This window comes from Lutibacter sp. Hel_I_33_5 (assembly GCF_007827455.1).
Classification (GTDB): Bacteria; Bacteroidota; Bacteroidia; order Flavobacteriales; family Flavobacteriaceae; genus Polaribacter.
Genome location: NZ_VISM01000001.1, coordinates 1,437,724 through 1,459,686 on the forward strand (window position 1 = coordinate 1,437,724; position 21,963 = coordinate 1,459,686).

Sequence of the window (21,963 nt, forward strand, 5' to 3'; positions counted from 1 at the left end):
GTTTTGGTGATTGATGAAGCTCTCACAATCTCAATCACCAACCTTTTTTAAATTATAGTCTATGACTTTTTCAACAACTTATGTCGCTCTTTTTTTAATGGTAATTATTCTTTTGATTGCATATTTTAGATTCACTTTTTTTAAATTAAAAGATCAATTGAATGAAAAAAATCAAGTATTAGTTTTAACTATTAAGAAAGAAAAAACTATTGAAAAAGAAATCAAGAATTACCCTAATCTTATTGAAGAAATTCAACAAAGAACACAACGTAAATTAGCAAAAATAAATATAGATTTAATTACTACTGATTTTACTTTAAAAGAAATTTGTAAATTTATCTAGTTTATTTTTTTTGCTAACTTAAAAAACACCTCAATGAAAGCTAATAAATTTTTATTAGTAAGTTATATATTTATATTTCTTTTTAATTTATCATCATATTCTCAAAACAAAATAATTGATAGTTTAAAATTAGTTATTAAAACTCAATCAAAAGAAGAGAAATTTAAAAACTTATTAAAAATCTCAACCATTTATTCAAGAATCAATTTAGATAGCTCTAAATTTTATACTAATAAAGCTTTTCAACTTTCTGATAAAATAAATAATGACTCACTAAAAGCTAAGGCTTTATTAGCTTTAGGATTCAGAAATTTCGAATCCAGTAACTATTCCGAAGCAATTAAAAACTTTGAAAATGCTTTATCAATAAATGTTCACTTAAAAGATTCTACAGCTATTGCAAATGTATATAATGGTTTTGCAATTACTTATTCTAAAAAAGGTGATTTAAATAAATCTATTGAATATAATTTTAAAACACTTTCTATTTACGAAAAAATTAAAGACAGTTTAGGTATTGGAAATTCATACTTAAATATTGGATGGGATTATAGAAAATTAAAAGAATTTGAAAAATCTTTAAAGTATAATTTTAAATCATTAAAGGTTTATCAAAAATTAAAAGATTCTCTTCGAATTGCAATGATTAATAATAATATTGCAGGCACAAAAAATGAGTTAGGCCAATATAAAAGTGCAATTTTATACGCAAATAAATCTAAATCCTATTTTCTAAAATTAAATTTTAAACGCTATACTGCATATCCAATAAGTGTTATAGCTGTAGCATATGATAGCTTACAAAATAATATTCTTGCAGAAAAAAATTATCTAGAATCAATTAAATTACATACTGAAAGTAGAGAACCTTTTGAACTTTCGTTTTTAAATTATTCGCTTTCAAATTTATATTTTAAACAAAAAAAAAATAAAAAAGCACTAATAAAAGCCAAAGCTGCATTTTCTTTTGCAAAAGAAATTAATGCAAAAGAATATATTAAAGATATTTCTGCATTGTTATCTAATATCTATGAAAAACAAAATAGGACTAAACTATCTAACAAGTATCTTAAAATATACTTAAAGTATAATGATAGTATTTTAAATGAATCAAAATTAAAATCAATTGCAGAAATAGAAGCTAAATATGAAACTACAAAAAAGGAAAAAGAAATTGCTCAACAAAAAGAACTATTATTAGCAAAAGAGTTAGAAATAAAAAATAGAAATCTATATGCCGTTTTATTAGCCTCTGCATTACTAATTTTAGGGATAATATCATTTGGTTTCTATAAAAAAAATCAACTCAAAAGAAAACAATTGCAGAAAGAAATTGATTTAAAAGATGCGTTAGCTACTATAAAAAATCAAAACAGTTTACAAGAACAACGTCTTAGAATTTCAAGAGATCTACACGATAATATTGGATCCCAACTTACCTTTATTATTTCTTCAATAGATAATCTTAAATTTATAAGTAAAGATGTAAGTGATAAATTAAAAGAAAAACTTTCCAACATCAGTTCTTTTACAGGAGATACCATTCATCAGCTTAGAGATACTATTTGGGCTATGAATAAAAACGAAGTTAGTATTGAAGACTTGCATACTAGAATCTTATCATATGTAGAAAAAGCAAAAACAGCTAAACCAAGTATTAACTTTAAAGTAAATTATACTATTGATAAAAACCTTAATCTTACATCTTTTGCTGGAATGAATATTTTTAGAGTACTACAAGAAGCAATTAATAATGCTATAAAATATGCCAACGCAACAAGCATAGATATTAATTTGTCTAAAAAAGACAATCAATTTATTGCTTCTGTAATTGATAACGGAATTGGTTTTAACATTACAGAAGTTGAATTAGGTAATGGCTTAAGCAATATGGAAAAGAGAATGAGTGAAGTTGGAGGAAAAGTAATTATTGATTCTAAAATTTATAAAGGAACTAATATTAAAATTACAACTTCTTGTTAATGAAAAATGTTTTTTTTCTTTCTTGTTTTTTATTTATTGCACATAGTTTTGCTCAAAAAACTAATAATAATTCATTATTTAAAGATTATTTAGAAAAAGGCTTTAAATACCATGATAACAGAAAATTAGATAGTTCACGTTATTTTTTAAATAAAATTGACAGTTTAATAAAACTTCATCCTAAAGATTCATCAAGTTTTTATCAAAAAGAGTTATTAGAGGCATCACTCTTTGTTAGAGAAAACAAAATGGATGATGCTATTAAAAAACTTCTCAGAGCAAATCATTTTTTTAAAGAAAAAAAAGACAGTGCTAATATTGGCTTAAGCTTATATAAATTAGGTGTCGCAAATTATTATGTAAATAGACGTTTAAAAGCTGGTGAGTATTTTGATGAAGTGATACCATATAAGAAATTTGTTAGTAAACGATTACTTACTCGTATTCATCAAAACTATGGAACAATAAATTTAGAAGTCGGATTATTAAGTAAACCTAAAAACAGAACCTTAATATTTAAAGCTATAAAAAGTTATGAAGAGGCAATAAAAATCTATAAAGAAGAAAATTGGTTAATGGAACACGCATTAGCTACTAGTTTACTTGCAGAGTGCTACAACCAACTTGAGGACTTTGATACAGCATTACATTTAATAAATAAGGCAATTCTCATTGCAAGAAAAGCTAAAAATAAAAGTCAAGAAGGCTTTGCTTTAATAAAAAAAACAACAATTCTTGGGCAGAAAAAAAAATATAAAGAAGCACTAAAAACAATACAGATAGCCAAGCCTATTTTTATAAAACTAAAAGACAAACCAACATATTTGTATTCTCTTAATGAAGAAAAAAAAATATTATTTGGATTAGGAAAATTTAAAGATGCATCTATTTTAAGTGATACAATTTATAAAGTTGCTATTAAAAATTATGACACTCGTTTTGTTGATAAAGTTTCGGAAATGGAGGTTAAATATAAAACCACCGAAAAAGAAAAAGAAATTGCCCAACAAAAAGAACAATTATTAACGAAAGAATTAGAAATAAAAAACAGAAATTTATATGCTATTTTATTAGTTGCTGCCCTTCTTATTTTAGGAATTATCTCTTTCTCTTTTTATAAAAGAAACCAACTAAAAAGGAAACAATTACAGAAAGAAATTGACTTAAAAGATGCTTTATCGACAATAAAAACACAAAATAGATTACAAGAACAACGTCTTAGAATCTCTAGAGATTTACATGACAATATTGGCTCACAGCTTACCTTTATTATTTCATCTATAGACAATCTTAAATACATCAGTAAAGATGCAAGTGACAAACTAAAAGAAAAACTTTCTAACATCAGTTCTTTTACTGGAGATACCATTCATCAACTTAGAGACACTATTTGGGCAATGAATAAAAATGAAGTCAGTGTTGAAGATTTACATGCTCGAGTTTTATCTTATGTAGAAAAAGCAAAAACAGTCAGACCAGACATTAACTTTAAAGTAAATTATTCTATTGATAAAAACCTTAGTCTTACTTCTTTTGCTGGAATGAATATTTTTAGAGTATTGCAAGAAGCAATCAATAACGCTATAAAATATGCCAATGCAACAAGCATAGATATTAATTTAAATAAAAAAGACAATCATTTTATTGCGGCAGTAATCGATAACGGAATTGGTTTTAACATAACAAAAGTTGAATTAGGCAACGGCTTAAGCAATATGGAAAAAAGAATGAGTAAAATTGGCGGAAAAGTAGTAATTAATTCTAATGAAGAAATTGGAACAGACATCACATTAAAATTAAATATAGAAAATACGGCATATGACGTATAGCGCATACATTTTTTATTTTATAAATTTACTGAGCTAACCCTATTTATATGAATCTTAAAATTGCAATTGCCGAAGACAACTATTTTTTAACAAAAGCCATTAAAGAAAAACTATCTTTTTTTGATGATCTTAAAGTAAAATTTACAGCTAATAATGGAGCTGAACTCATAGGGAAATTAGAAGAAAACCATCAAGTAGATGTTATTTTAATGGATATTCAAATGCCAGAAATGGATGGTATTAAGGCAACCCAAATTATAAAAAATAAATTTCCACAGATAAAAATTATTATGCTAACTGTAGTAGATGATGACCAATATGTTTTTGATGCTATAAAAGCAGGAGCTAATGGCTATTTATTAAAAGAGATTGATGCAGAAAAATTACACAAAAGTATTTTAGAAGTGATGGAAGGTGGCGCACCTATGACACCAAGTATTGCTTTAAAAACATTGAATTTACTACGAAATCCAAATGTTTCTAATCAGAAAAAAGATATTGAAGATCAAATAAAACTATCTAAAAGAGAAACAGAAATATTAGTACAATTAAGTAAAGGTTTAAACTATAATGAAATTGCTGAGAACCTTATTATTTCGCCATCTACTGTTAGAAAACACATAGAAAATATTTATAAAAAACTACAAGTCCATAATAAAATGGAAGCTGTATTAAAAGCTCAAAAGCAAAAGTTAATTTAGTATTAAGTTTTTTTGTACTTTTATCCAATAGATAAAAAAATGTTACAGAAAATTGGTCTTGGTATTTTAGCTGGTTTAGTTATTGGTTTTTTTATGACATCCTTTTTTATGCCATCTGGCACACCAATACAAGAATTATTTTTAAGAAAAATTACAGCTACTAGTATGATTACTGGAATGTTTTGTGGTATTTATGCTTTTCTATCTAAGTCTAAATTACAAGTATTTTTAATTTCGATTCTTATTGGTATTGTGGTTTTTTATAGCAAGTACTTAATTACTGGTCATCATTTCGACCCTATTACGATGGGTGCATTTACAGGCTCATTAATTGGCGGCGTCTTTGCTATCCACAGAAAAATTACAGGTTCTTATAAATTATATAAGAGATTAAGTAAACTAAGAAGAAAAGGATTTAGCAATTACAGTTAAGAAATAAACTGATCTACATTTTGCCAAGGACCTCCATTAACAACATCAATATCATTTTGCTCTAAAAATCGTGTTGCTTGCCCACTTCTAGCACCACTTCTACAAACAGCAATCACTTTTTTATTCCAAGATTTTATTTCTTCAACTTGATGAGGAATTAAATTTAGTATAATATGCTGTGCACCTTCTACATGACCTTCATTCCACTCTTCCTGAGTTCTTACATCTAACACAACTGCATCGTTAGCTAAATACTCTTTAATTTTTTCTATAGTTTCTTTTTCACTAAAGACTCCAAATTGTCCCATTTTTATTTTTATTTATTTTGAATTAGAAGTTTTTAATAACTCTAATCCGTTCTGAATTAATTCTTTTAATGATTCCTTTTTTTGCAGTCGTAATAAATGATTTAAAATTTCTGCATGACACTTAAAATCGTTTTGCAAAGTTAATTCATACAATTCTAATACCAATAGCCAATCTAAAGGAAAATTATTTTTCAATTCATTAAAAATAAGTGTAATACTTTTTTCTGATGTTTGATTGTCTTCTCGCATTTTTCTAACAACATCATACAAATCATACAATCTTTTTTCATCATCAGAATAGGATATTTTATGTGTTTTAGTTTCAGAAACTTTTCCTAGATCACCAAAAGAGTTCATATCTGCAGGCCCAGAAAAAGCGGAAATCACATCTTTTCCTATAGCCATATCATAAATTCCCCAATCAGGATGAAACAATACAGTATCTTTATAAGTAACGTTACAGTTTTTAAAGGACACTATTTGAATACTACCACGTAAATCTCTTGTACCGGTAATCACTTCTCCATCAACCTTAACACCACCTTCAAATTCCAATACAATTTTCTTCCCTTCGTAAATTCCGTAAGCTTCTAAATCTCTCGGACTCATGTCTTCAATCGGAATATTGATTCCTTTTAGTTTTCCAATCGGACTACCAAAACCTTCCGAATGATATTCAATTCCATGCCCAATTAATTCTTTATCTCTATTTGCAAGCGCAGTATTTCCTGTAGTTTTTATATAGATAGGTTTATTATTTTCATCAGAAATAACATCTGTAAAAATTCCAGAAACCTGGATTCCTGTACTTAATTCTATCGTCCCTAAATTCTTTGACTTAATTAACTTTTTTATTCCTTTTAAACCACCCGTTCTTATTGCCATTTTATTAGCAAACTGTTCTAAAACTAAACTTAAATGTGCAAAATTTGGCGTAACAAATAACTGTGGTTGTGGCTTCGTAATATCAAAGCTTTGATTTGCTGCTTCAATAGTATAAGACTTCTTTTTTACTTGATCTTGCATACACCAAGCACTTTCTCCTATTGATGACAACAGTCCTGCTCCATAAATTTTTGGATTCTCTAAACTACCAATCAAACCATATTCTACCGTCCACCAATGCAAATTTCTAATTCGAGCCATTTCAGATAATTCGCCCATATTATTTTGCAACCATTCTACTTTTTCTTGCGCCTCATTAATTTCTTTTTCTGTAGAATTAGGGTTTTCCTTTAAAATTGAAAGTAATCGAATCGCTTCATACATTTCATAATCTTTGGCAGAAGAAATAGCTTTATTTCCAATCTCGCCAAAACGTCTTAAATATTCAGCATATTCTGGATTTGCAATAATTGGTGCATGACCCGCAGCTTCATGAATAATATCTGGCGCTGGAGTATATTTTATATGATTTAGTGTTCTAATATCTGAAGCAATAACCAATACATTATAGGCTTGAAACTCCATAAAAGCATTGGGAGGAATAAAACCATCTACAGAAACCGCAGCCCAACCAATATCCTTTAAAATTCTATTCATACCTTCCATTTTAGGAATACTATCAATAGAAATACCCGTAATATCTAATCCTTTTATATATGATTTATGAGCAACTTTACTTAAATAATCAACATTCATTCGCATCACATATCTCCACACAGCTTGATTTTGACCTGTATATTCATTATAAGGTTGCTTTACAATAAACTTATGTAGATGTTTTGGTAATTTTTTAGTGACTTCGTTAAACTCAAAATGAACGTCCATATAAAAATATCAATATTTTTTAGTGATGTAAATTTACGAATAATATAAATATCAATCTATTTTACATTAAAATATTACAATATTCGTAATTATTTGAATTTATTAAACATTAAAACATATAATTAGTATCTTGTAATCCTACAAAAAATCAAAAATAATGAGAAGACGCGGCGGTTTTAAAATCAGGCTGTTTATTGGTATTGCAATTGTATGTTTTGCATATCTTAGAAAATGCAGTCAGAAAGAAGTAAATCCTTATACAGGAAAATCACAAGCAATTAGTTTAACAACAGACCAAGAAATTGCTATTGGCTTACAACAAGCACCATCTATGGCGCAGCAACATGGAGGTTTATATCAGAATCAACAATATCAAGACTTAGTAGATAAAATTGGAAAGCGCTTGGTTGATAATTCTATCGCAAGACAATCTAACTACAAATACGAATTTCACTTACTTCGTGATGAAAGAGCTATTAACGCATTTGCTTTACCTGGCGGACAAATATTTATAACTTATGCTTTATTTTCTAAACTGAAAAATGAAGATCAATTAGCAGGTGTTTTAGGACATGAAATTGGACATGTTTTAGGAAAACATTCTAACGAAAGAATTACAGATGCTAATTTCTGGAAATTACTTACCATGGGCGCTTCTGTTGGAGCAGACTTAGGTCAATTAGCAAATGGAATTGGACAGCAAACTTTATTAAAAAACGGACGTGGAGACGAATTGGAAAGTGACGAATTAGGCGTTAAATTAATGATTGATGCTGGCTATAAGCCTGAAAGTTTAATTGGTGTGATGCAAATATTAAAAGCTGCAGCTGGACCGAATAGAGTTCCGGAATTTCAAAGTTCTCATCCAGATCCTGAAAATAGAATTGAAAAAATTAAAGAAGCAATTAGAAAGTATAGTAAATAGTTGTTGGTTTCTAGTTAAAATAACTCGAAAAACATGTAACATTTATTGATTTTGAGCTACTTATAAGTAGTATCTAATTCAATTGTTATGAGTTTTATCGCAGACATGGCGGCTAGTTTAAGAAACAACAAAAGAAATCGTGTTTCAAATTTCGAAAGATTAAAAAACTATAAAAAAGCTAATTATAAAACTTTACATTTCGATAATAAAGCAACGCCACATCAACTTAAAAAAATAAGAGAAAAAATTAAAGAACAAAACCGAATTTCATTTAGAAATAAAGCTATTGTATTATCTATAATTTTCTTAATCCTTATTTACGTAATCGGTTTCGTTAAATTCTAAAATCAAGCCAAAAATCTTTCTTATTTTTACTGCTCAATTTTAAGAGAATGAACAAGAAAGTTATTTTAATGATTTTGGATGGTTGGGGAATTACTCAAGACCCAAAAGTATCTGCAATTTACAACGCAAAAACACCGTATATTAATTCTTTATATGATGTATATCCACACGCTACTTTACGAACTGACGGAGAACATGTTGGTTTACCAGAAGGACAAATGGGTAATTCAGAAGTAGGTCATATTAATTTAGGGGCTGGAAGAATTGTGTATCAAAATTTAGCAAGAATTAATAAAGCGGTTAAAGAAAAAACTTTAGGTCAAGAAAAAGTGTTGCTAGACGCTTTATCTTATGCTAAAGAAAATAATAAAGATATTCACCTTTTAGGATTGGTTTCTAATGGTGGAATTCACTCTCACATAAATCATATTAAAGGCTTATTAGATGTGGCTGCAGAAAATAATGCAGAGAATGTTTACTTACACGCTTTTACTGATGGACGTGATACAGATCCAAAATCTGGCGCATATTTTATCAATGAAATACAAGAACATATGGCTGAATCGGTAGGAGAACTAGCTTCTGTTACCGGACGTTATTATGCGATGGATAGAGATAATCGTTGGGAACGTATAAAATTAGCGTATGATGCTGTTGTAAATGCAACAGGAGAAAAATCTACCGATGCAGTCGCTTCACTTAAAGAAAAATACCAAGAAAAAATTACTGACGAGTTTATCAAGCCAATTATCATGGTAGATTCTGATGGAAATCCGAAAACTCAAATTAAAGAAGACGATGTTGTTATTTTCTTTAATTATAGAACCGATAGAGGGCGTGAATTAACTGCTGCTTTATCACAAAAAGATTTCCCAGAAGAAGGAATGAAAAAATTAAAATTGCATTATAATACAATGACTATGTATGATGAGTCATTTAACAATGTAAATGCAATTTACACCAACGATAATATTAAAAATACCATTGGAGAAGTTTTATCTAAAGCGGGTAAAAAACAAATTAGGATTGCCGAAACAGAAAAATATCCACATGTTACTTTTTTCTTTTCTGGCGGACAAGAAGAGCCTTTTAAAGGTGAATCTAGAATACTAAGAAATTCTCCAAAAGTTGCAACTTATGATTTAAAACCAGAAATGTCTGCGTACGAATTAAAAGATGCGCTGTGTGAAGATTTAAATAAAGGCGAAACAGATTTTGTATGCCTAAATTTTGCTAACGGAGATATGGTTGGCCATACAGGAGATATGGATGCAGCTATAAAAGCGTGTGAAGCGGTTGATATTTGTGCAAAAGAAGTAATAGAAACAGGTTTAGCAAACGGGTATTCAACTTTGCTAATTGCTGACCATGGAAATTGCGAAACTATGATGAATCCAGATGGCTCACCTCATACTGCACATACTACCAACCCAGTTCCAATCATTTTAATTGACAAAGAATTAAAATCAATAAAAAATGGTATCTTGGGCGATATTGCTCCTACAATTTTAAATATGATGGGAGTTAATAAACCTAAAGAAATGACTCAAAAATCGTTAGTTTAATTTTGAAGAAAATTGTTTTTATATTTTGTTGCTTTATCGCATTTTCATGTAGCTCAAAAAAAGGTGTTGTCGAAGCAAAAAAAGAAACTGTAGCTAAAGAAAAAGTGGTAGTTGCAAAAGTAAAAGAAGAAGTTCAAAAGAAAGTAACTGCAATGAAAGATGCTTCTGGAAACTTAGTTGGATATGCTGATAAAGAATCTTTCAATCAAATTCCTTATAGTGCATGGTTTAAGAGTAATCATAAAGCTTACAATACAGATTCAGAAACTATTGCAAAAATAAAAGAACCTATAAAAGCATTAAAAGTTAGAGCTTTTATGGGAACATGGTGTGGAGATAGTAAAAGAGAAACGCCTCGTTTTTATAAAGTTCTGGAAGAAGCAGATTTTAATTTTGATAATTTAGAATTAATCACACTTAACAGAAGTAAAAGAACACCAGACAACTTACAGCAAGGACACAATGTTATTAGAGTTCCTACTTTTATTTTTTATAAAGATGGAAAAGAAATTGGTAGGTATGTAGAATATCCTAGAGAGACTTTAGAAAAAGATATTTTAAAAATTGTTACTCAACAACCATACAAACATTCGTACGATAGATCTTAATACATGAATCTTAACAAGAATTTAATTGTTGCCATAGATTTTGACGGTACCGTTGTAGAAGATGCGTATCCAGGAATTGGCAAACCTATGATTTTTGCTTTTGATACCATGAAAAAACTACAATCTGAAGGACATAGATTAATTCTTTGGACCTATAGAAGTGGTAGAAAATTAGACGAAGCTGTTGCTTATTGCCAAGAAAACGGGATCGAGTTTTATGCTGTTAATAAAAATTATCCAGAAGAAATTTTTGATGGAAAAATAAGTCGGAAAATTCATGCAGATATTTTTGTAGATGATAGAAATATTGGTGGATTTTTAGGCTGGACAGAAGTTTACAAACACATTTTTAATCACGAGCCAGAAGTAAAAAAGAAAAAAGGTTTCTTCTCTTTTTTCAAATAATATAGATTGCTTTAAATTCCTATAAAATATAGTAACTTTGCACTTTAATTTACAGAAATGATTAAAGTAAAAACCAGAGAAGAAATAGAAATTATGCGTGAAAGCGCATTAGTAGTTTCTAAAACTTTAGGCATGCTTGCTAAAGAAGTAAAACCTGGTGTAACCACATTATATTTAGATAAATTAGCAGAAGATTTTATTAGGTCTGAAGGCGCTATTCCAGGTTTTTTAGGATTGTATGATTTCCCAAATACACTTTGTATGAGTCCAAACTCACAAGTTGTACACGGAATTCCGAATGATAAACCTTTACTAGAAGGCGATATTATTTCTATAGATTGCGGAGCATTAAAAAATGATTTTTACGGAGACCATGCGTATACATTTGCAGTTGGAGAAATTGATGAAGCAACCAAAAAATTACTAGACGTTACTAAAGAAAGTTTATACGTTGGTATACGAGAACTTAAAATAGGAAACAGAGTTGGCGATGTTGGTTTTGCAATTCAGAATTTCACAGAAAAACATGGTTATGGTGTTGTAAGAGAATTGGTAGGACACGGATTAGGAAAAGTTATGCACGAAGATCCAGAAATGCCAAATTATGGAAGACGTGGTAGAGGAAAGAAATTTGTAGAGGGAATGGTTGTTGCTATAGAACCAATGACCAACATGGGAACACATAAAATAAGACAACATAATGATGGTTGGACGATAACAACTTTTGACGGAAAACCATCTGCACATTTTGAACATGATGTTGCTATTGTAAACGGAAAACCAGAATTACTTTCAACCTTTAAATATGTAAATGAAGCTTTAGGGATTGAAACTAATGAAGAAGACGAATTTAGAAATTAACTTTCTGTGTCTATTTTTAAATCCATACTAAACACAATTCCAAGACCTTGGTTAATTAAGGTCAGCTATCTTGTTAGACCTTTAATAGCATTCTTTTTAAAAGGAAACACATTTACAGATCCAATAGATGGAAAAAGTTTTCGTAAATTTTTACCGTATGGATACAGAAAACAAAGAGAAAATGCATTATCCCCAAGCACACTTTCATTAGAACGACACAGATTACTTTGGCTTTTTTTACAAAATGAGACAGAATTTTTCACATCAATAAAAAAGCAAAAAGTATTACATATTGCTCCTGAACAATGTTTTTTAAATCTATTTAGAAAACAAAAAAACTTAGACTATATCACTTCAGATTTAGAATCACCAATTGCAGATGTAAAAGCAGATATTTGCAATTTACCTTTTGATGACAACGCTTTCGATGTTATTTTTTGCAATCATGTTTTAGAGCATATTCCAGACGATACAAAAGCGATGCAAGAACTATTTAGGGTGATGAAAAAAGGTGGTTTTGGTATTTTTCAAATTCCTCAAGACTTAAAAAGAGAAAAAACGTTTGAAGACAATACCATTACAGATAAAAAAGAGAGAACAAAAATATTTGGTCAATACGATCATGTAAGAATTTACGGACGTGATTATTTTGATACGTTACGTACTGTAGGTTTTAAAGTTGATGAAATAGATTATACAAAAAAAATCGCTCCAGAAAAACTAGAGCGATTTGCATTAATGAAAGGAGAAATCCTTCCTATATGTTATAAAGAATAAAATTTATTTTTTATTATTTCTTAAGAAATCAGCTAATTTCTCTAATTTTTTATCTCCTAAAATAATAATTCCTTTTTGTAAGAATTGGTAATTTCCATTCTCAAGTCTTTTTACTATAGAACTACCTTTATACTCTCCTGCTTCGTTTTCAGGCGCTTTTACCTTTTCACCATTTTTATCTACCCAGTAAACTTTATTTCTTCTTTTAGATTGTATTTTACTATTGTATAAAGTTCCTAAATGACCAACATCTGATGCTGAAATTTCCTTACCTGTAGCAGAATTCAAATAACCGTACAAAGTATTATCTTCATTAAATAAGGGATGGATTCCACCTCCTAAATGACCTCCAAAAAAGTACCATTTATCAGAATTTAAACGAACACTTTGATCTTTATATTTATCAATAATATCTGCCTTTCTTAATTTCTTTAAAAAACTTTTAATATCACTAATTTTCACAAATTTACGCTCCTCAATATCATATACTAAAGCTTCTTTAGTTTCATTAGGATACGCTACAATTCTACCATTACCTCTAGCATAAGTTACTTTACCGTAATTTGTAGATAACGGATTAAACTCTGCAACATCTGGCAAAACAAACTCAGATTTAGTTTCAGAATTATACGTGTAAATTTTAGTTGGATTTTCTTTCTTATTTAATAATACAAAGTAGCCATCAAAGTTGAAACCATGTTTGTAGCTATTTGCTTCTTTAAACACCTCTCCATTATCTTTAATAATACCAAACGAACCTTCATTTTTATAAAGTGCTAGTTTATTTTTATTAAAAGCATAAATACTATCTAATTTTAGTGACAATGCATCAGATTTAGTAGTCCAAGCTGTTTTTAACGAATCTATCCTTTTTAACTCTCTTTCTTTACGTAGACGTTCTTCTTCTAATCTTTTTTCTTCAGCTTCTTTTTCTTCAAGAGCTTCTTGTATCATCACAAAGAACTCCATATACCCAACGTACTCTTCTGTACTTTTATTTTTATTTAAAATAAAGTATTGAGAAATATATTCATTAGATTTTTTTATTTGTCCTAACTCAAAATAAATTTTCGCCCCCAATCCTGCAACGCTACGATCTGTAATTGAATCGGTTTTTTCCATTGCTTTTTCAAAACTTACAAGTGCCCCTTTATAATCTACAGCAGTTTCTATAGCTGTATTGGCTCTTTTAATATAAATTTTCGCAATGTCCTTGTTTGATTGAGAAAACGCGAGTAATGTGCTAAAAACGCACAAAAGTAAAATTACTATTTTCTTCATAGTAGTATCTAAAAATTTTAGTTTTTATTATTCTAGGGAATAGTACCCGCAATATAGCAAAAATACACATAAAAAAAAGTATTTTTATACCTAGTTCTGGGTATAATTTGAAAATTCTGAAAGATCTCCAGCCGAAGTTGTAAAAATTAAAATCGCTTTAATTTCTTTATGCTCTTCTAAAAATTGTTTTGTTTTTTCTACCCCCATAGCCATAAAAGCAGTAGCATAGGCATCTACATCTGCACAATCTTTTGCTGCAATAACAGTTGCACTTAACAAGTTGCTTTCTTGTGCGTATCCAGTTTTTGGATTTATAGTATGCACAAATTTATCACCGTTTTCAGCTATCCTAAATTTCCTGTAATTTCCAGAACTTGCCATCGATTTATTAGATAAATTGATAATTTTCCTAAGAGTTCTTGTTCCGTCAGTATTTGGATTATCTAAACCTACTGACCATGATTTTTTATTCTGATTTCGTCCTTTTGCTCTAACCTCTCCTCCAATTTCTACAATGTAATTTTCTATTTTTTTTCCTTCTAAAAAACGTCCAACAATATCAATTCCATACCCTTTAGCAATAGAATTAAAATCGAAATATATTTCTTTAGCTTCTTTTTTCACTTTACCATTCACCAATGATACTTTATTAAAACCTACAAATTGTAACAGATCTTTCACTTTGGTACTGTCTAAATTTTTAAGCTGTTTTTCCGGACCAAAACCCCAAGCATTCACCAAATCCCCAACTGTTGGATCAAAATAACCATTGGTTTCTTTAAATATTTTTTCAGATTTATTAAAAACTTCCGTAAAATAGCTATCAATAACAATTGTTGTATCTCCTTTATTAATTCTTGATATATCTGAAGTTGGCATATAAGTAGACAACGATTTATTCACTAAATAAAATAAGCTATCTAAAGAGTTGCTGTAATTATTTTTATCGTTTAAGTAGATAATCGCATAAGTTGTTCCGAATACACTTCCTTTTAATTGAATTTTATGAGGTAGCTCTTTTTTACAAGAGAAAAAGGAGAAAAAAAACACCAAAAGTAAAACTTGAGTGAGTTGCTTCATTATATTGTGAATTTATTAACAAAAATAGTTTATAAAATTCTCATAAAGTATTGTTAATCGAGTTTTTTATTCATCGTTTTTGTTAAATTTGTTATTGAATTATAATTTTTAAAAATGAAAAAAACAGCTTTATTATTATCGCTTACGTTAGCTTTAAGTTCTTGTGTTACTAAAAAAGAATTTGCAAGCTTACAAGCTGAGCATAGTTCTACAAAACAACAATTAGTAGACACTAAAGCATCACTACAAAAGTGTTTAGTAGAAAAAGAAAAAGAAGGAGCAACAGCTTTTGCTTTAGGCGAACAAGTTAAATCTTTAAAAGACGACAAAAAAACAGCTTTAAAACAAGTTGAAAACCTAACTGTTTTAACACAATCTTCTTCCGATAATATCAAAAATGTAATTTCTCAACTTAGCGAGAAAGACAAATATATTAATGGCGTAAGAAAAGCAATGACTCAAAAAGACTCATTGAATTTAGCAATCAAATATCACTTAACTAAGAATTTATCTGAAGGAATTCAGGATAAAGATATAGAAGTAAACGTAGAAAAAACAGTTGTTTTTATATCAATTTCTGATAAGTTATTATTTAAAAGCGGAAGCTATAATGTAACCGACAAAGCCTATACAGTTTTAGAAAAAGTTGCTAAAGTAATTAACGATCAACCTCAAATGGATGTAATGATTGAAGGCCATACAGATTCTAAACCTATTAAGACAGAATTCTTACAAGATAACTGGGATTTATCTGCAAAACGTGCAACATCAATTACACGAATTTTACAATATAAATACGGTGTAAAACCAGATAGATTAATTGCTGCCGGTAGAAGCTCTTACTCTCCTTTAGTAGCAAATGATAACGCTACTAATATGGCGAAAAATCGTAGAACAAAAATTATTATTATGCCACGTTTAAATCAATTCTTTGATTTGTTAGAGCAAAAAGCTGATTAATACTTTTTGAAATGTATTATTAAGAACCATCTCGAAAGAGATGGTTTTTTGTTTTAAAATTACAACCATTCCAAAAACTCATCTCTACTAATCTCTCTTGCCCCCAAACTAGCTAAATGATCAGTATACATTTGGCAATCTATTAATTTATAATCATAGTTTTTTGCTAGATGAATAAACGCCAACTTAGAAGCATTAGACATTTTTGTAAACATACTTTCTCCACAAAAAACTCCGTTTCCTAAATCGACACCATATAAACCTCCAACCAATTCTTTGTCATTTCGAGTGGAGTCGAGAAATCTCCACACTTCGATAGATTTTGCAAGACCTCTTTTATGTAAATTTATATAGGCTTGCTCCATATCATCAGTAATCCAAGTACCTAAATCATCTTTTCTTTCGATGCTTTTACAATTAAAAATCACCTCTTCAAAAGCTTCATTCTCTGTAATAACATATTCATTCTTCTTAGAAATTTGTCGCATGGATTTGGAAACTTTCAACTCTTCTGGAAACAAGACCATTCTTTTTGGCGGACAATACCAAACTATGGGTTCACCTTCTGAAAACCAAGGAAAAATCCCTTTACTGTATGCTAATGTTAATCGTTCAATAGATAAATCGCCACCTAAAGCGATAATTCCGTCTTTTGTAGTAGTTGTATATGCAGGAAATTCTAATCTATTGGATAGCCAAATCATAGTACAAAAATAACTTTTCTTTGATATTATTTTAAATAAAAACAGATTCAATAAATACTTTAATCATAAAATATCGTTAATAATAAAATAGCTGTCATTTATAAGAATTTTGTTCCTATTTTTGTAGGCTGATTAAACGCTGAAGGATTTATTAAATGGCGAGAAAGAAAAGAGAAAAAACAAGTAAGGAAAAATTTAAGTTGTTGCATAATTATTATTCAAGAACTGGATTTTACATGTTTATTTGGGAAAGTTTAAAAAAAGCTTTTTTACCCATTGTACTTGTTATTGTTGGATTATTTCTATTCAACAAATATGTATATAACATTAATGAAGGATTAGAAACCATAACAGAAACCTTTTCTAGAATTGGCGTTTTAACAACCTTCTTTATTTCTGAAACATTGTTAGGGTTAATTCCTCCAGAGATCTTTATTGCCTGGGCAGGAAAAACGTCTCAACAAGTACTTAACTTAACTTTTTTAGCAACCTTATCTTACCTTGGCGGTTTAATCTCTTATTTTTTAGGAAAAACTGCACTAAGAATTAAATCTCTTAAAGAGTACTTAGAGGTCAAAATGGCTAAGAATTTAAAGAATACTCGTAAATGGGGTGGGATTTTAATTTTAGTTGGTGCATTATTGCCTTTACCTTTTTCTATTGCATGTGTTGCTGCTGGAATGATAAAATATCCTTTTAAAAGAGTGGCTCTTTTCGGATTATTTCGATTTTTGAGATTTGCACTTTATGCTTCAGTAATTTTTAAAGCCGTAAACTAAAATAGTACATTTGCATTATGGGATTAACAAATAATGATATTTTTAAAAAATTACGCGTAGCACACAAATTACGAGATACCGATATTATTGATATTTGTGCTTTGGTTGATTTAAAAGTATCTAAAGCTGAATTAGGAGCTATTTTTAGAAAAGAAGATCATCCTAAATATGTTGAGTGCGGCGATCAATTTTTACGTAATTTTTTAAACGGACTGATAATCCATCTTCGTGGCCCGATGCCTAAAAAAGATAAATAGAATTTTAGAGCCCTTCGCTCCTTGAGCGATAGAAACAAAAAAATACAATATAAAAAAGAGCGCAAATTGCGCTCTTTTTTATTTATATCTAGTAATCTAAAATTCTAAGTCTCTAGAATGGTAAATCATCTGGTTCATTTGTATTTAAATCTGGAGCTGGTGCAAATTGCTCAGCTGGCGGTACATTTTGCGTAGAAGCTGCTTGAGATAAATTTTCTATTCTCCAACCTTGAACAGAGTTAAAGTATTTTGCAACACCTTCTGGATTAATCCATTCCCTACCACGTAAATTAATAGACACTTTCACATCTTGTCCAACACCATAACTATTTAGTAAATCGCACTTATCTTGTACAAATTCAATCATAATCATTTGTGGATATTGCTCATCAGTAGTAACTACTAATTCTCTTTTTCTAAAACCGTTGCTTCCAAACGTTTGTGTTTCTCCTATTAATTTAATTTTTCCAATTACTTCCATATTCTTAACTATTTAAGTAAAAGCACTTTCCAAGCACTTTCTGTATCATTATTATTTAAAAACTCTTGCGCAAATGTATGTTTTTTTTCAATGTTTGCCTTTACAATATGCGGATGTTCTTTTCCAAAGTTATCAACAGTTTCTTTTGACGGTAATTGCTCTACGTTACCTAGCATTCCTAGATTATTCCCTGTTAAAATTGTACTATTTCTAATTTCAAACGGAATTGCATCTACTCCAATTCCTAACCTAGAAATAGGTTTTGGAATTTCGAAAAAACCATCTCTAGCACGAGAATAATAACTTCCTCCTGCTCTTGCAACTAAATCTATTTTATGCTGATCTATCGTTCCGTTTTCATCCAAAATGGCTTCAGAAATATGAATTTTTACAACTTCACACACAATTAAATTTCCTGCACCTCCTTCATCACCTGTAAAAATAACATCATTTACTTTGCATTCAAATTGCACAGGAGATTCTGCTACTCTAAACGGTTTTATTTTATCTGATTTTAGCATGGTAAGACCCGCTTTTTCAAATTCGTTAACGTCTGCCGGATATTCAGTACTGCTTAAAGACATTTGTTGAACAATATCATAATTCACCACATTAATCACAACTTCTTTAGTAGCCAACGCATTCTCTAATGTATGTTTAGTAGTGTTATTTTTCACTCTTCTTGCAGGAGAAAAAATCATAATGGGTGGATTTGCTCCAAAAACATTAAAAAAACTAAAAGGTGATAAATTTGGATTCCCATTCGCATCAATTGTACTTGCAAAAGCAATAGGTCTAGGAGCAACAGCGCCCAACAAATATCCGTGCAATTTAGAAGTAGCAATTTCTTTTGGATCTATACTTAACATCAAAATAATTTTACTGTAAATATACTATCAAATTCACAAATCAGTTATATAGTAGATTGGTTATATTTGACAAATGAGTTTTTTTAAAAATACTTTGTGGTTAAAACGAATTTCTATTCTGACTTCGTTTTTAATTGTTTCCCTTATTCTTTGGAATACCTATGTTTTCTTTCAGAAGTTTAAAAAAGCTGAAAGAGCAAAAATGGAACTTCATGGTGATGCCATAAAAGAATTTAATACGACTACGATTGCAGAGTTAGATGAAAACATGTCTCCACTACCTTCTAAGATTATTGAAAAGAACAAAGATGTTCCAATGATATTAGTAGATTTTGATGGTAAAATTAAAAACTGGAATAATTTAGATATCAAAAGAGAATTGGATATTAAAATAGAAAAAGATTCAATATACCTTGAGAAGCAATTGGCTATCATGAAAAGCCAAAACGAACCAATTAAGGTAGAATATTTAGGAAAAGCCGATTATATCTATTATAAAGATTCTGATTTATTAGACAAACTCACCTACTATCCACTTGCCTTATTATTAATTCTAGTATTATTTTTAGCTGTTATTTACTTGTTTTTTAACTCCAATAAAGTTGCAGAACAAAATAAATTATGGACAGGAATGGCAAAAGAAACGGCGCATCAAATCGGTACACCTTTGTCTTCTTTATTAGGATGGATTGCTATTTTAAAAACTGAAAATGTAAATGATAAATATGTTGATGAAATAGAAAAAGATGTCCATCGATTAAATACCATTGCCAATCGTTTTTCTAAAATTGGTTCTTTACCAGAATTGAAGAAAACTGAAATTGTTAAAGAAACAAAAGCGGCTTTCGATTATTTACAATCTAGAAGTTCTAAACAAATTTCTTTTTCGTTTTCAAGTTCAAATAACGAATTGTTTGCCAACTTAAACACTGAGTTATATAGTTGGGTGATAGAAAATTTAATAAAAAATGCTATTGATGCTATGTTAGGAAAAGGAACTTTAGAGGTAGCCATTTCTGACACCAATAAAAAAATAAAAATCACGGTTTCTGATACTGGAAAAGGAATGTCGAAATCTATGTACAAGAAGATTTTTAAACCTGGATTTACAACAAAAAAACGTGGTTGGGGATTAGGCTTGTCTTTATCAAAAAGAATTATTGAAGATTACCATAACGGTAAAATTTTTGTTAAAAAATCTGAGCTAGGAAAAGGGACTACGTTTGAAGTCCAATTACTAAAAAATTAATTTTCTGTTTTATCAATCATTTTTTTAATCAAAGATATTTGACCTAAATGATAATAACTGTGTTCTATAATTCCTTCAATATTTCTATAATGACTTCCATATTTTTCATCTACAAAAATACTTTCTAGTTCTTTTTTAGATAATTGCTCTATACAATTTGCAAGTTTTTTTGAATTCTCAAAAAGGGTATTTCTTAATATTTCCCAATCTTTTTCAGAAGTAATTTCAGGAGCATCAAAACTAAATTTATCTTTTATATCCAATGTACCTCCTTCAAAAACTTGCAAAACACCAGCAACATAATAATTAACATGAAAAGTTAAAAGAGCAATAGTATTTGCAGAAAATTCTTTTTGTTTGGCTTCTTGCCAAGTAATATTAGTAAGTACTTTTTTATAATTTGTGTTAGCAACCCAAGTTCCGTCAAGAAAAACTTCTCTAAACCTACTTGCGATTTCTTTTACCATTATAATTAATTAAAATTAGCTGAAATCTTTTCTGCCAAAGCAACAAACTCATCATTTGTTAATTTCACTTTATTAATAAATTGCATATCAGCCATAGTATTTATCGGAATTAAATGCACATGTACATGAGGTACTTCTAATCCAATTACACTTAAACCAACACGTTTACAATCCACCGTTTTTTCTATCGCTTTCGCAACTCTATAAGAGAAATCCATTAGTTTATTATATTCATCCTTAGACAAATCAAACAACTTATTTTCCTCTTTTTTAGGAATCACTAAGGTATGCCCTTTAGCATTAGGATTGATATCTAAAAAAGCTAAAAAATCATCGTTTTCTGCAACTTTATACGAAGGAATTTCGCCTGTAACGATTTTTGTAAATATGCTCATATAATAGTTGTTAGTGGTTCGATTTTAGTTGTTTGTAAAAATAGTTGCTTTGCTACTTTATGACTTCGAAACTTATCTAGAAATCTCTACAATTTCAAATTTCATAATTCCACTTGGAACTTTTATTTCAGCAATATCACCTACTTCTTTTCCAAGTAAACCTTTGCCTATTGGAGAGTTTACAGACAATTTACCATTTCTAACATCAGTTTCAGAATCAGCTACTAAGGTGTAAGAAAATTCCATTCCGTTTGCAGCATTCTTGATTTTAACTACAGAATGAATCAATATTTTAGACATATCTAATTGAGATTCGTCTAAAATACGTGCATTAGAAATTACATTTTTTAGTTTTGCAATCTTAAACTCTAAATGCGATTGTTCTTCTTTTGCTGCATGATATTCTGCATTCTCACTTAAATCTCCTTTATCTCTTGCGTCTGCAATTTCTTGCGTAACTCTTGGACGTTCTACTTGTTCTAATTGAAGTAATTCGTCTTTTAATTTCTTTAATCCTTCCGCTGAATAATATGATATCTCACTCATTTTTCTCAATTTTTAAAATTCAACAATAAACCATAACATGTTT

General features: G+C 29.3%; 26 protein-coding genes. 16 read left to right on the forward strand and 10 right to left on the reverse strand.

Annotated elements, in window-relative coordinates; genetic code table 11:
• Positions 1-61 precede the first annotated feature (61 nt).
• From OD91_RS06415 to OD91_RS06435, 5 genes are read left to right on the forward strand one after another with little or no spacing between them, the layout of a single operon-like run.
• Entirely contained in the window at positions 62-343 is a 282-nt protein-coding gene (locus OD91_RS06415; RefSeq protein WP_144895563.1) for a hypothetical protein, read from the forward strand.
• Between the two features lie 33 nt (positions 344-376).
• A complete protein-coding gene (locus OD91_RS06420) occupies positions 377-2,326 on the forward strand; it encodes a sensor histidine kinase (protein WP_144895564.1) in 1,950 nt (649 codons plus the stop codon).
• Complete coding sequence (locus OD91_RS06425; protein ID WP_144895565.1) at positions 2,326-4,155, forward strand: sensor histidine kinase; 1,830 nt, start codon at positions 2,326-2,328, stop codon at positions 4,153-4,155. Before OD91_RS06420 ends, OD91_RS06425 begins: the two co-directional genes overlap by 1 nt.
• 47 nt (positions 4,156-4,202) lie before the next feature.
• Positions 4,203-4,856 carry a response regulator transcription factor gene (locus OD91_RS06430; protein ID WP_144895566.1) on the forward strand — a complete coding sequence of 218 codons (654 nt, stop codon included), beginning with the start codon at positions 4,203-4,205 and terminating at the stop codon, positions 4,854-4,856.
• Between the two features lie 39 nt (positions 4,857-4,895).
• A complete protein-coding gene (locus OD91_RS06435; protein ID WP_144895567.1) occupies positions 4,896-5,288 on the forward strand; it encodes a hypothetical protein in 393 nt (130 codons plus the stop codon).
• Here OD91_RS06435 and OD91_RS06440 read toward each other — a convergent pair.
• On the reverse strand, positions 5,285-5,596 hold the full coding sequence (locus OD91_RS06440) for a rhodanese-like domain-containing protein (protein WP_144895568.1): 312 nt from the start codon (positions 5,594-5,596) through the stop codon (positions 5,285-5,287). The genes OD91_RS06435 and OD91_RS06440 overlap by 4 nt on opposite strands.
• 12 nt (positions 5,597-5,608) lie before the next feature.
• Positions 5,609-7,366: an aromatic amino acid hydroxylase gene (locus OD91_RS06445; RefSeq protein ID WP_144895569.1), complete on the reverse strand. Its 1,758-nt coding sequence runs from the start codon at positions 7,364-7,366 to the stop codon at positions 5,609-5,611.
• A gap of 157 nt (positions 7,367-7,523) precedes the next feature.
• On the opposite strand from OD91_RS06445, the gene OD91_RS06450 reads away from it, so the two are divergent.
• From OD91_RS06450 to OD91_RS06480, 7 genes are all read left to right on the forward strand, one after another.
• The gene (locus tag OD91_RS06450; RefSeq protein ID WP_144895570.1) at positions 7,524-8,291 is read left to right on the forward strand and encodes a M48 family metalloprotease; all 768 of its coding nucleotides are present in this window, start codon (positions 7,524-7,526) and stop codon (positions 8,289-8,291) included.
• 87 nt (positions 8,292-8,378) lie between these two features.
• Positions 8,379-8,636 (forward strand): hypothetical protein, encoded by a 258-nt coding sequence (locus tag OD91_RS06455; RefSeq protein ID WP_144895571.1) that lies wholly within the window; start codon positions 8,379-8,381, stop codon positions 8,634-8,636.
• 47 nt (positions 8,637-8,683) lie between these two features.
• On the forward strand, positions 8,684-10,201 hold the full coding sequence (gene gpmI / locus OD91_RS06460) for a 2,3-bisphosphoglycerate-independent phosphoglycerate mutase (protein ID WP_144895572.1): 1,518 nt from the start codon (positions 8,684-8,686) through the stop codon (positions 10,199-10,201).
• A 2-nt stretch (positions 10,202-10,203) separates the two neighbouring features.
• Entirely contained in the window at positions 10,204-10,809 is a 606-nt protein-coding gene (locus tag OD91_RS06465) for a thioredoxin family protein (RefSeq protein WP_255513192.1), read from the forward strand.
• A gap of 3 nt (positions 10,810-10,812) precedes the next feature.
• Positions 10,813-11,214, forward strand: a complete 402-nt coding sequence (locus OD91_RS06470; protein ID WP_144895573.1) for a BT0820 family HAD-type phosphatase — start codon at positions 10,813-10,815, stop codon at positions 11,212-11,214.
• A gap of 57 nt (positions 11,215-11,271) precedes the next feature.
• Complete coding sequence (gene map, locus OD91_RS06475; RefSeq protein ID WP_144895574.1) at positions 11,272-12,075, forward strand: type I methionyl aminopeptidase; 804 nt, start codon at positions 11,272-11,274, stop codon at positions 12,073-12,075.
• Positions 12,076-12,081: 6 nt separating this feature from the next.
• Positions 12,082-12,852: a class I SAM-dependent methyltransferase gene (locus OD91_RS06480; RefSeq protein WP_144895575.1), complete on the forward strand. Its 771-nt coding sequence runs from the start codon at positions 12,082-12,084 to the stop codon at positions 12,850-12,852.
• A 3-nt stretch (positions 12,853-12,855) separates the two neighbouring features.
• Here OD91_RS06480 and OD91_RS06485 read toward each other — a convergent pair whose 3' ends face one another.
• Together OD91_RS06485 and OD91_RS06490 are read right to left on the reverse strand one after the other, a co-directional pair.
• Positions 12,856-14,133, reverse strand: a complete 1,278-nt coding sequence (locus OD91_RS06485; protein WP_144895576.1) for a hypothetical protein — start codon at positions 14,131-14,133, stop codon at positions 12,856-12,858.
• Positions 14,134-14,223: 90 nt separating this feature from the next.
• Positions 14,224-15,213 carry an FAD:protein FMN transferase gene (locus OD91_RS06490; protein ID WP_144895577.1) on the reverse strand — a complete coding sequence of 330 codons (990 nt, stop codon included), beginning with the start codon at positions 15,211-15,213 and terminating at the stop codon, positions 14,224-14,226.
• Positions 15,214-15,327: 114 nt separating this feature from the next.
• Between OD91_RS06490 and OD91_RS06495 the strand changes: the two genes are divergently transcribed.
• Positions 15,328-16,173, forward strand: coding sequence for a flagellar motor protein MotB (locus OD91_RS06495; RefSeq protein WP_144895578.1), 846 nt, complete (start codon positions 15,328-15,330; stop codon positions 16,171-16,173).
• Positions 16,174-16,232: 59 nt separating this feature from the next.
• Here OD91_RS06495 and aat read toward each other — a convergent pair whose 3' ends face one another.
• Positions 16,233-16,877, reverse strand: a complete 645-nt coding sequence (gene aat, locus OD91_RS06500) for a leucyl/phenylalanyl-tRNA--protein transferase (protein WP_144895579.1) — start codon at positions 16,875-16,877, stop codon at positions 16,233-16,235.
• Between the two features lie 155 nt (positions 16,878-17,032).
• Here aat and OD91_RS06505 point away from each other — a divergent pair, with 155 nt between their 5' ends.
• Entirely contained in the window at positions 17,033-17,656 is a 624-nt protein-coding gene (locus tag OD91_RS06505) for a YqaA family protein (protein WP_144895580.1), read from the forward strand.
• 17 nt (positions 17,657-17,673) lie between these two features.
• Entirely contained in the window at positions 17,674-17,913 is a 240-nt protein-coding gene (locus OD91_RS06510; protein ID WP_144895581.1) for a DUF1456 family protein, read from the forward strand.
• Positions 17,914-18,025: 112 nt separating this feature from the next.
• Here the strand turns inward: OD91_RS06510 and OD91_RS06515 are convergent, their stop codons facing one another.
• Together OD91_RS06515 and OD91_RS06520 are read right to left on the reverse strand one after the other, a co-directional pair.
• Positions 18,026-18,394, reverse strand: a complete 369-nt coding sequence (locus OD91_RS06515; RefSeq protein WP_144895582.1) for a DUF3127 domain-containing protein — start codon at positions 18,392-18,394, stop codon at positions 18,026-18,028.
• Between the two features lie 8 nt (positions 18,395-18,402).
• Positions 18,403-19,263 carry a flavin reductase family protein gene (locus tag OD91_RS06520; protein WP_144895583.1) on the reverse strand — a complete coding sequence of 287 codons (861 nt, stop codon included), beginning with the start codon at positions 19,261-19,263 and terminating at the stop codon, positions 18,403-18,405.
• Between the two features lie 73 nt (positions 19,264-19,336).
• On the opposite strand from OD91_RS06520, the gene OD91_RS06525 reads away from it, so the two are divergent.
• Positions 19,337-20,512 (forward strand): PAS domain-containing sensor histidine kinase, encoded by a 1,176-nt coding sequence (locus OD91_RS06525; protein WP_144895584.1) that lies wholly within the window; start codon positions 19,337-19,339, stop codon positions 20,510-20,512.
• Here OD91_RS06525 and OD91_RS06530 read toward each other — a convergent pair.
• The 3 genes from OD91_RS06530 to greA form a co-directional block, all read right to left on the reverse strand.
• Positions 20,509-20,979 carry a DinB family protein gene (locus OD91_RS06530; protein ID WP_144895585.1) on the reverse strand — a complete coding sequence of 157 codons (471 nt, stop codon included), beginning with the start codon at positions 20,977-20,979 and terminating at the stop codon, positions 20,509-20,511. The two genes, OD91_RS06525 and OD91_RS06530, sit on opposite strands and share 4 nt — an antisense overlap.
• A gap of 5 nt (positions 20,980-20,984) precedes the next feature.
• Complete coding sequence (locus OD91_RS06535; RefSeq protein WP_144895586.1) at positions 20,985-21,374, reverse strand: HIT family protein; 390 nt, start codon at positions 21,372-21,374, stop codon at positions 20,985-20,987.
• Positions 21,375-21,446: 72 nt separating this feature from the next.
• Positions 21,447-21,920 (reverse strand): transcription elongation factor GreA, encoded by a 474-nt coding sequence (greA, locus tag OD91_RS06540; protein ID WP_144895587.1) that lies wholly within the window; start codon positions 21,918-21,920, stop codon positions 21,447-21,449.
• Positions 21,921-21,963 lie beyond the last annotated feature (43 nt).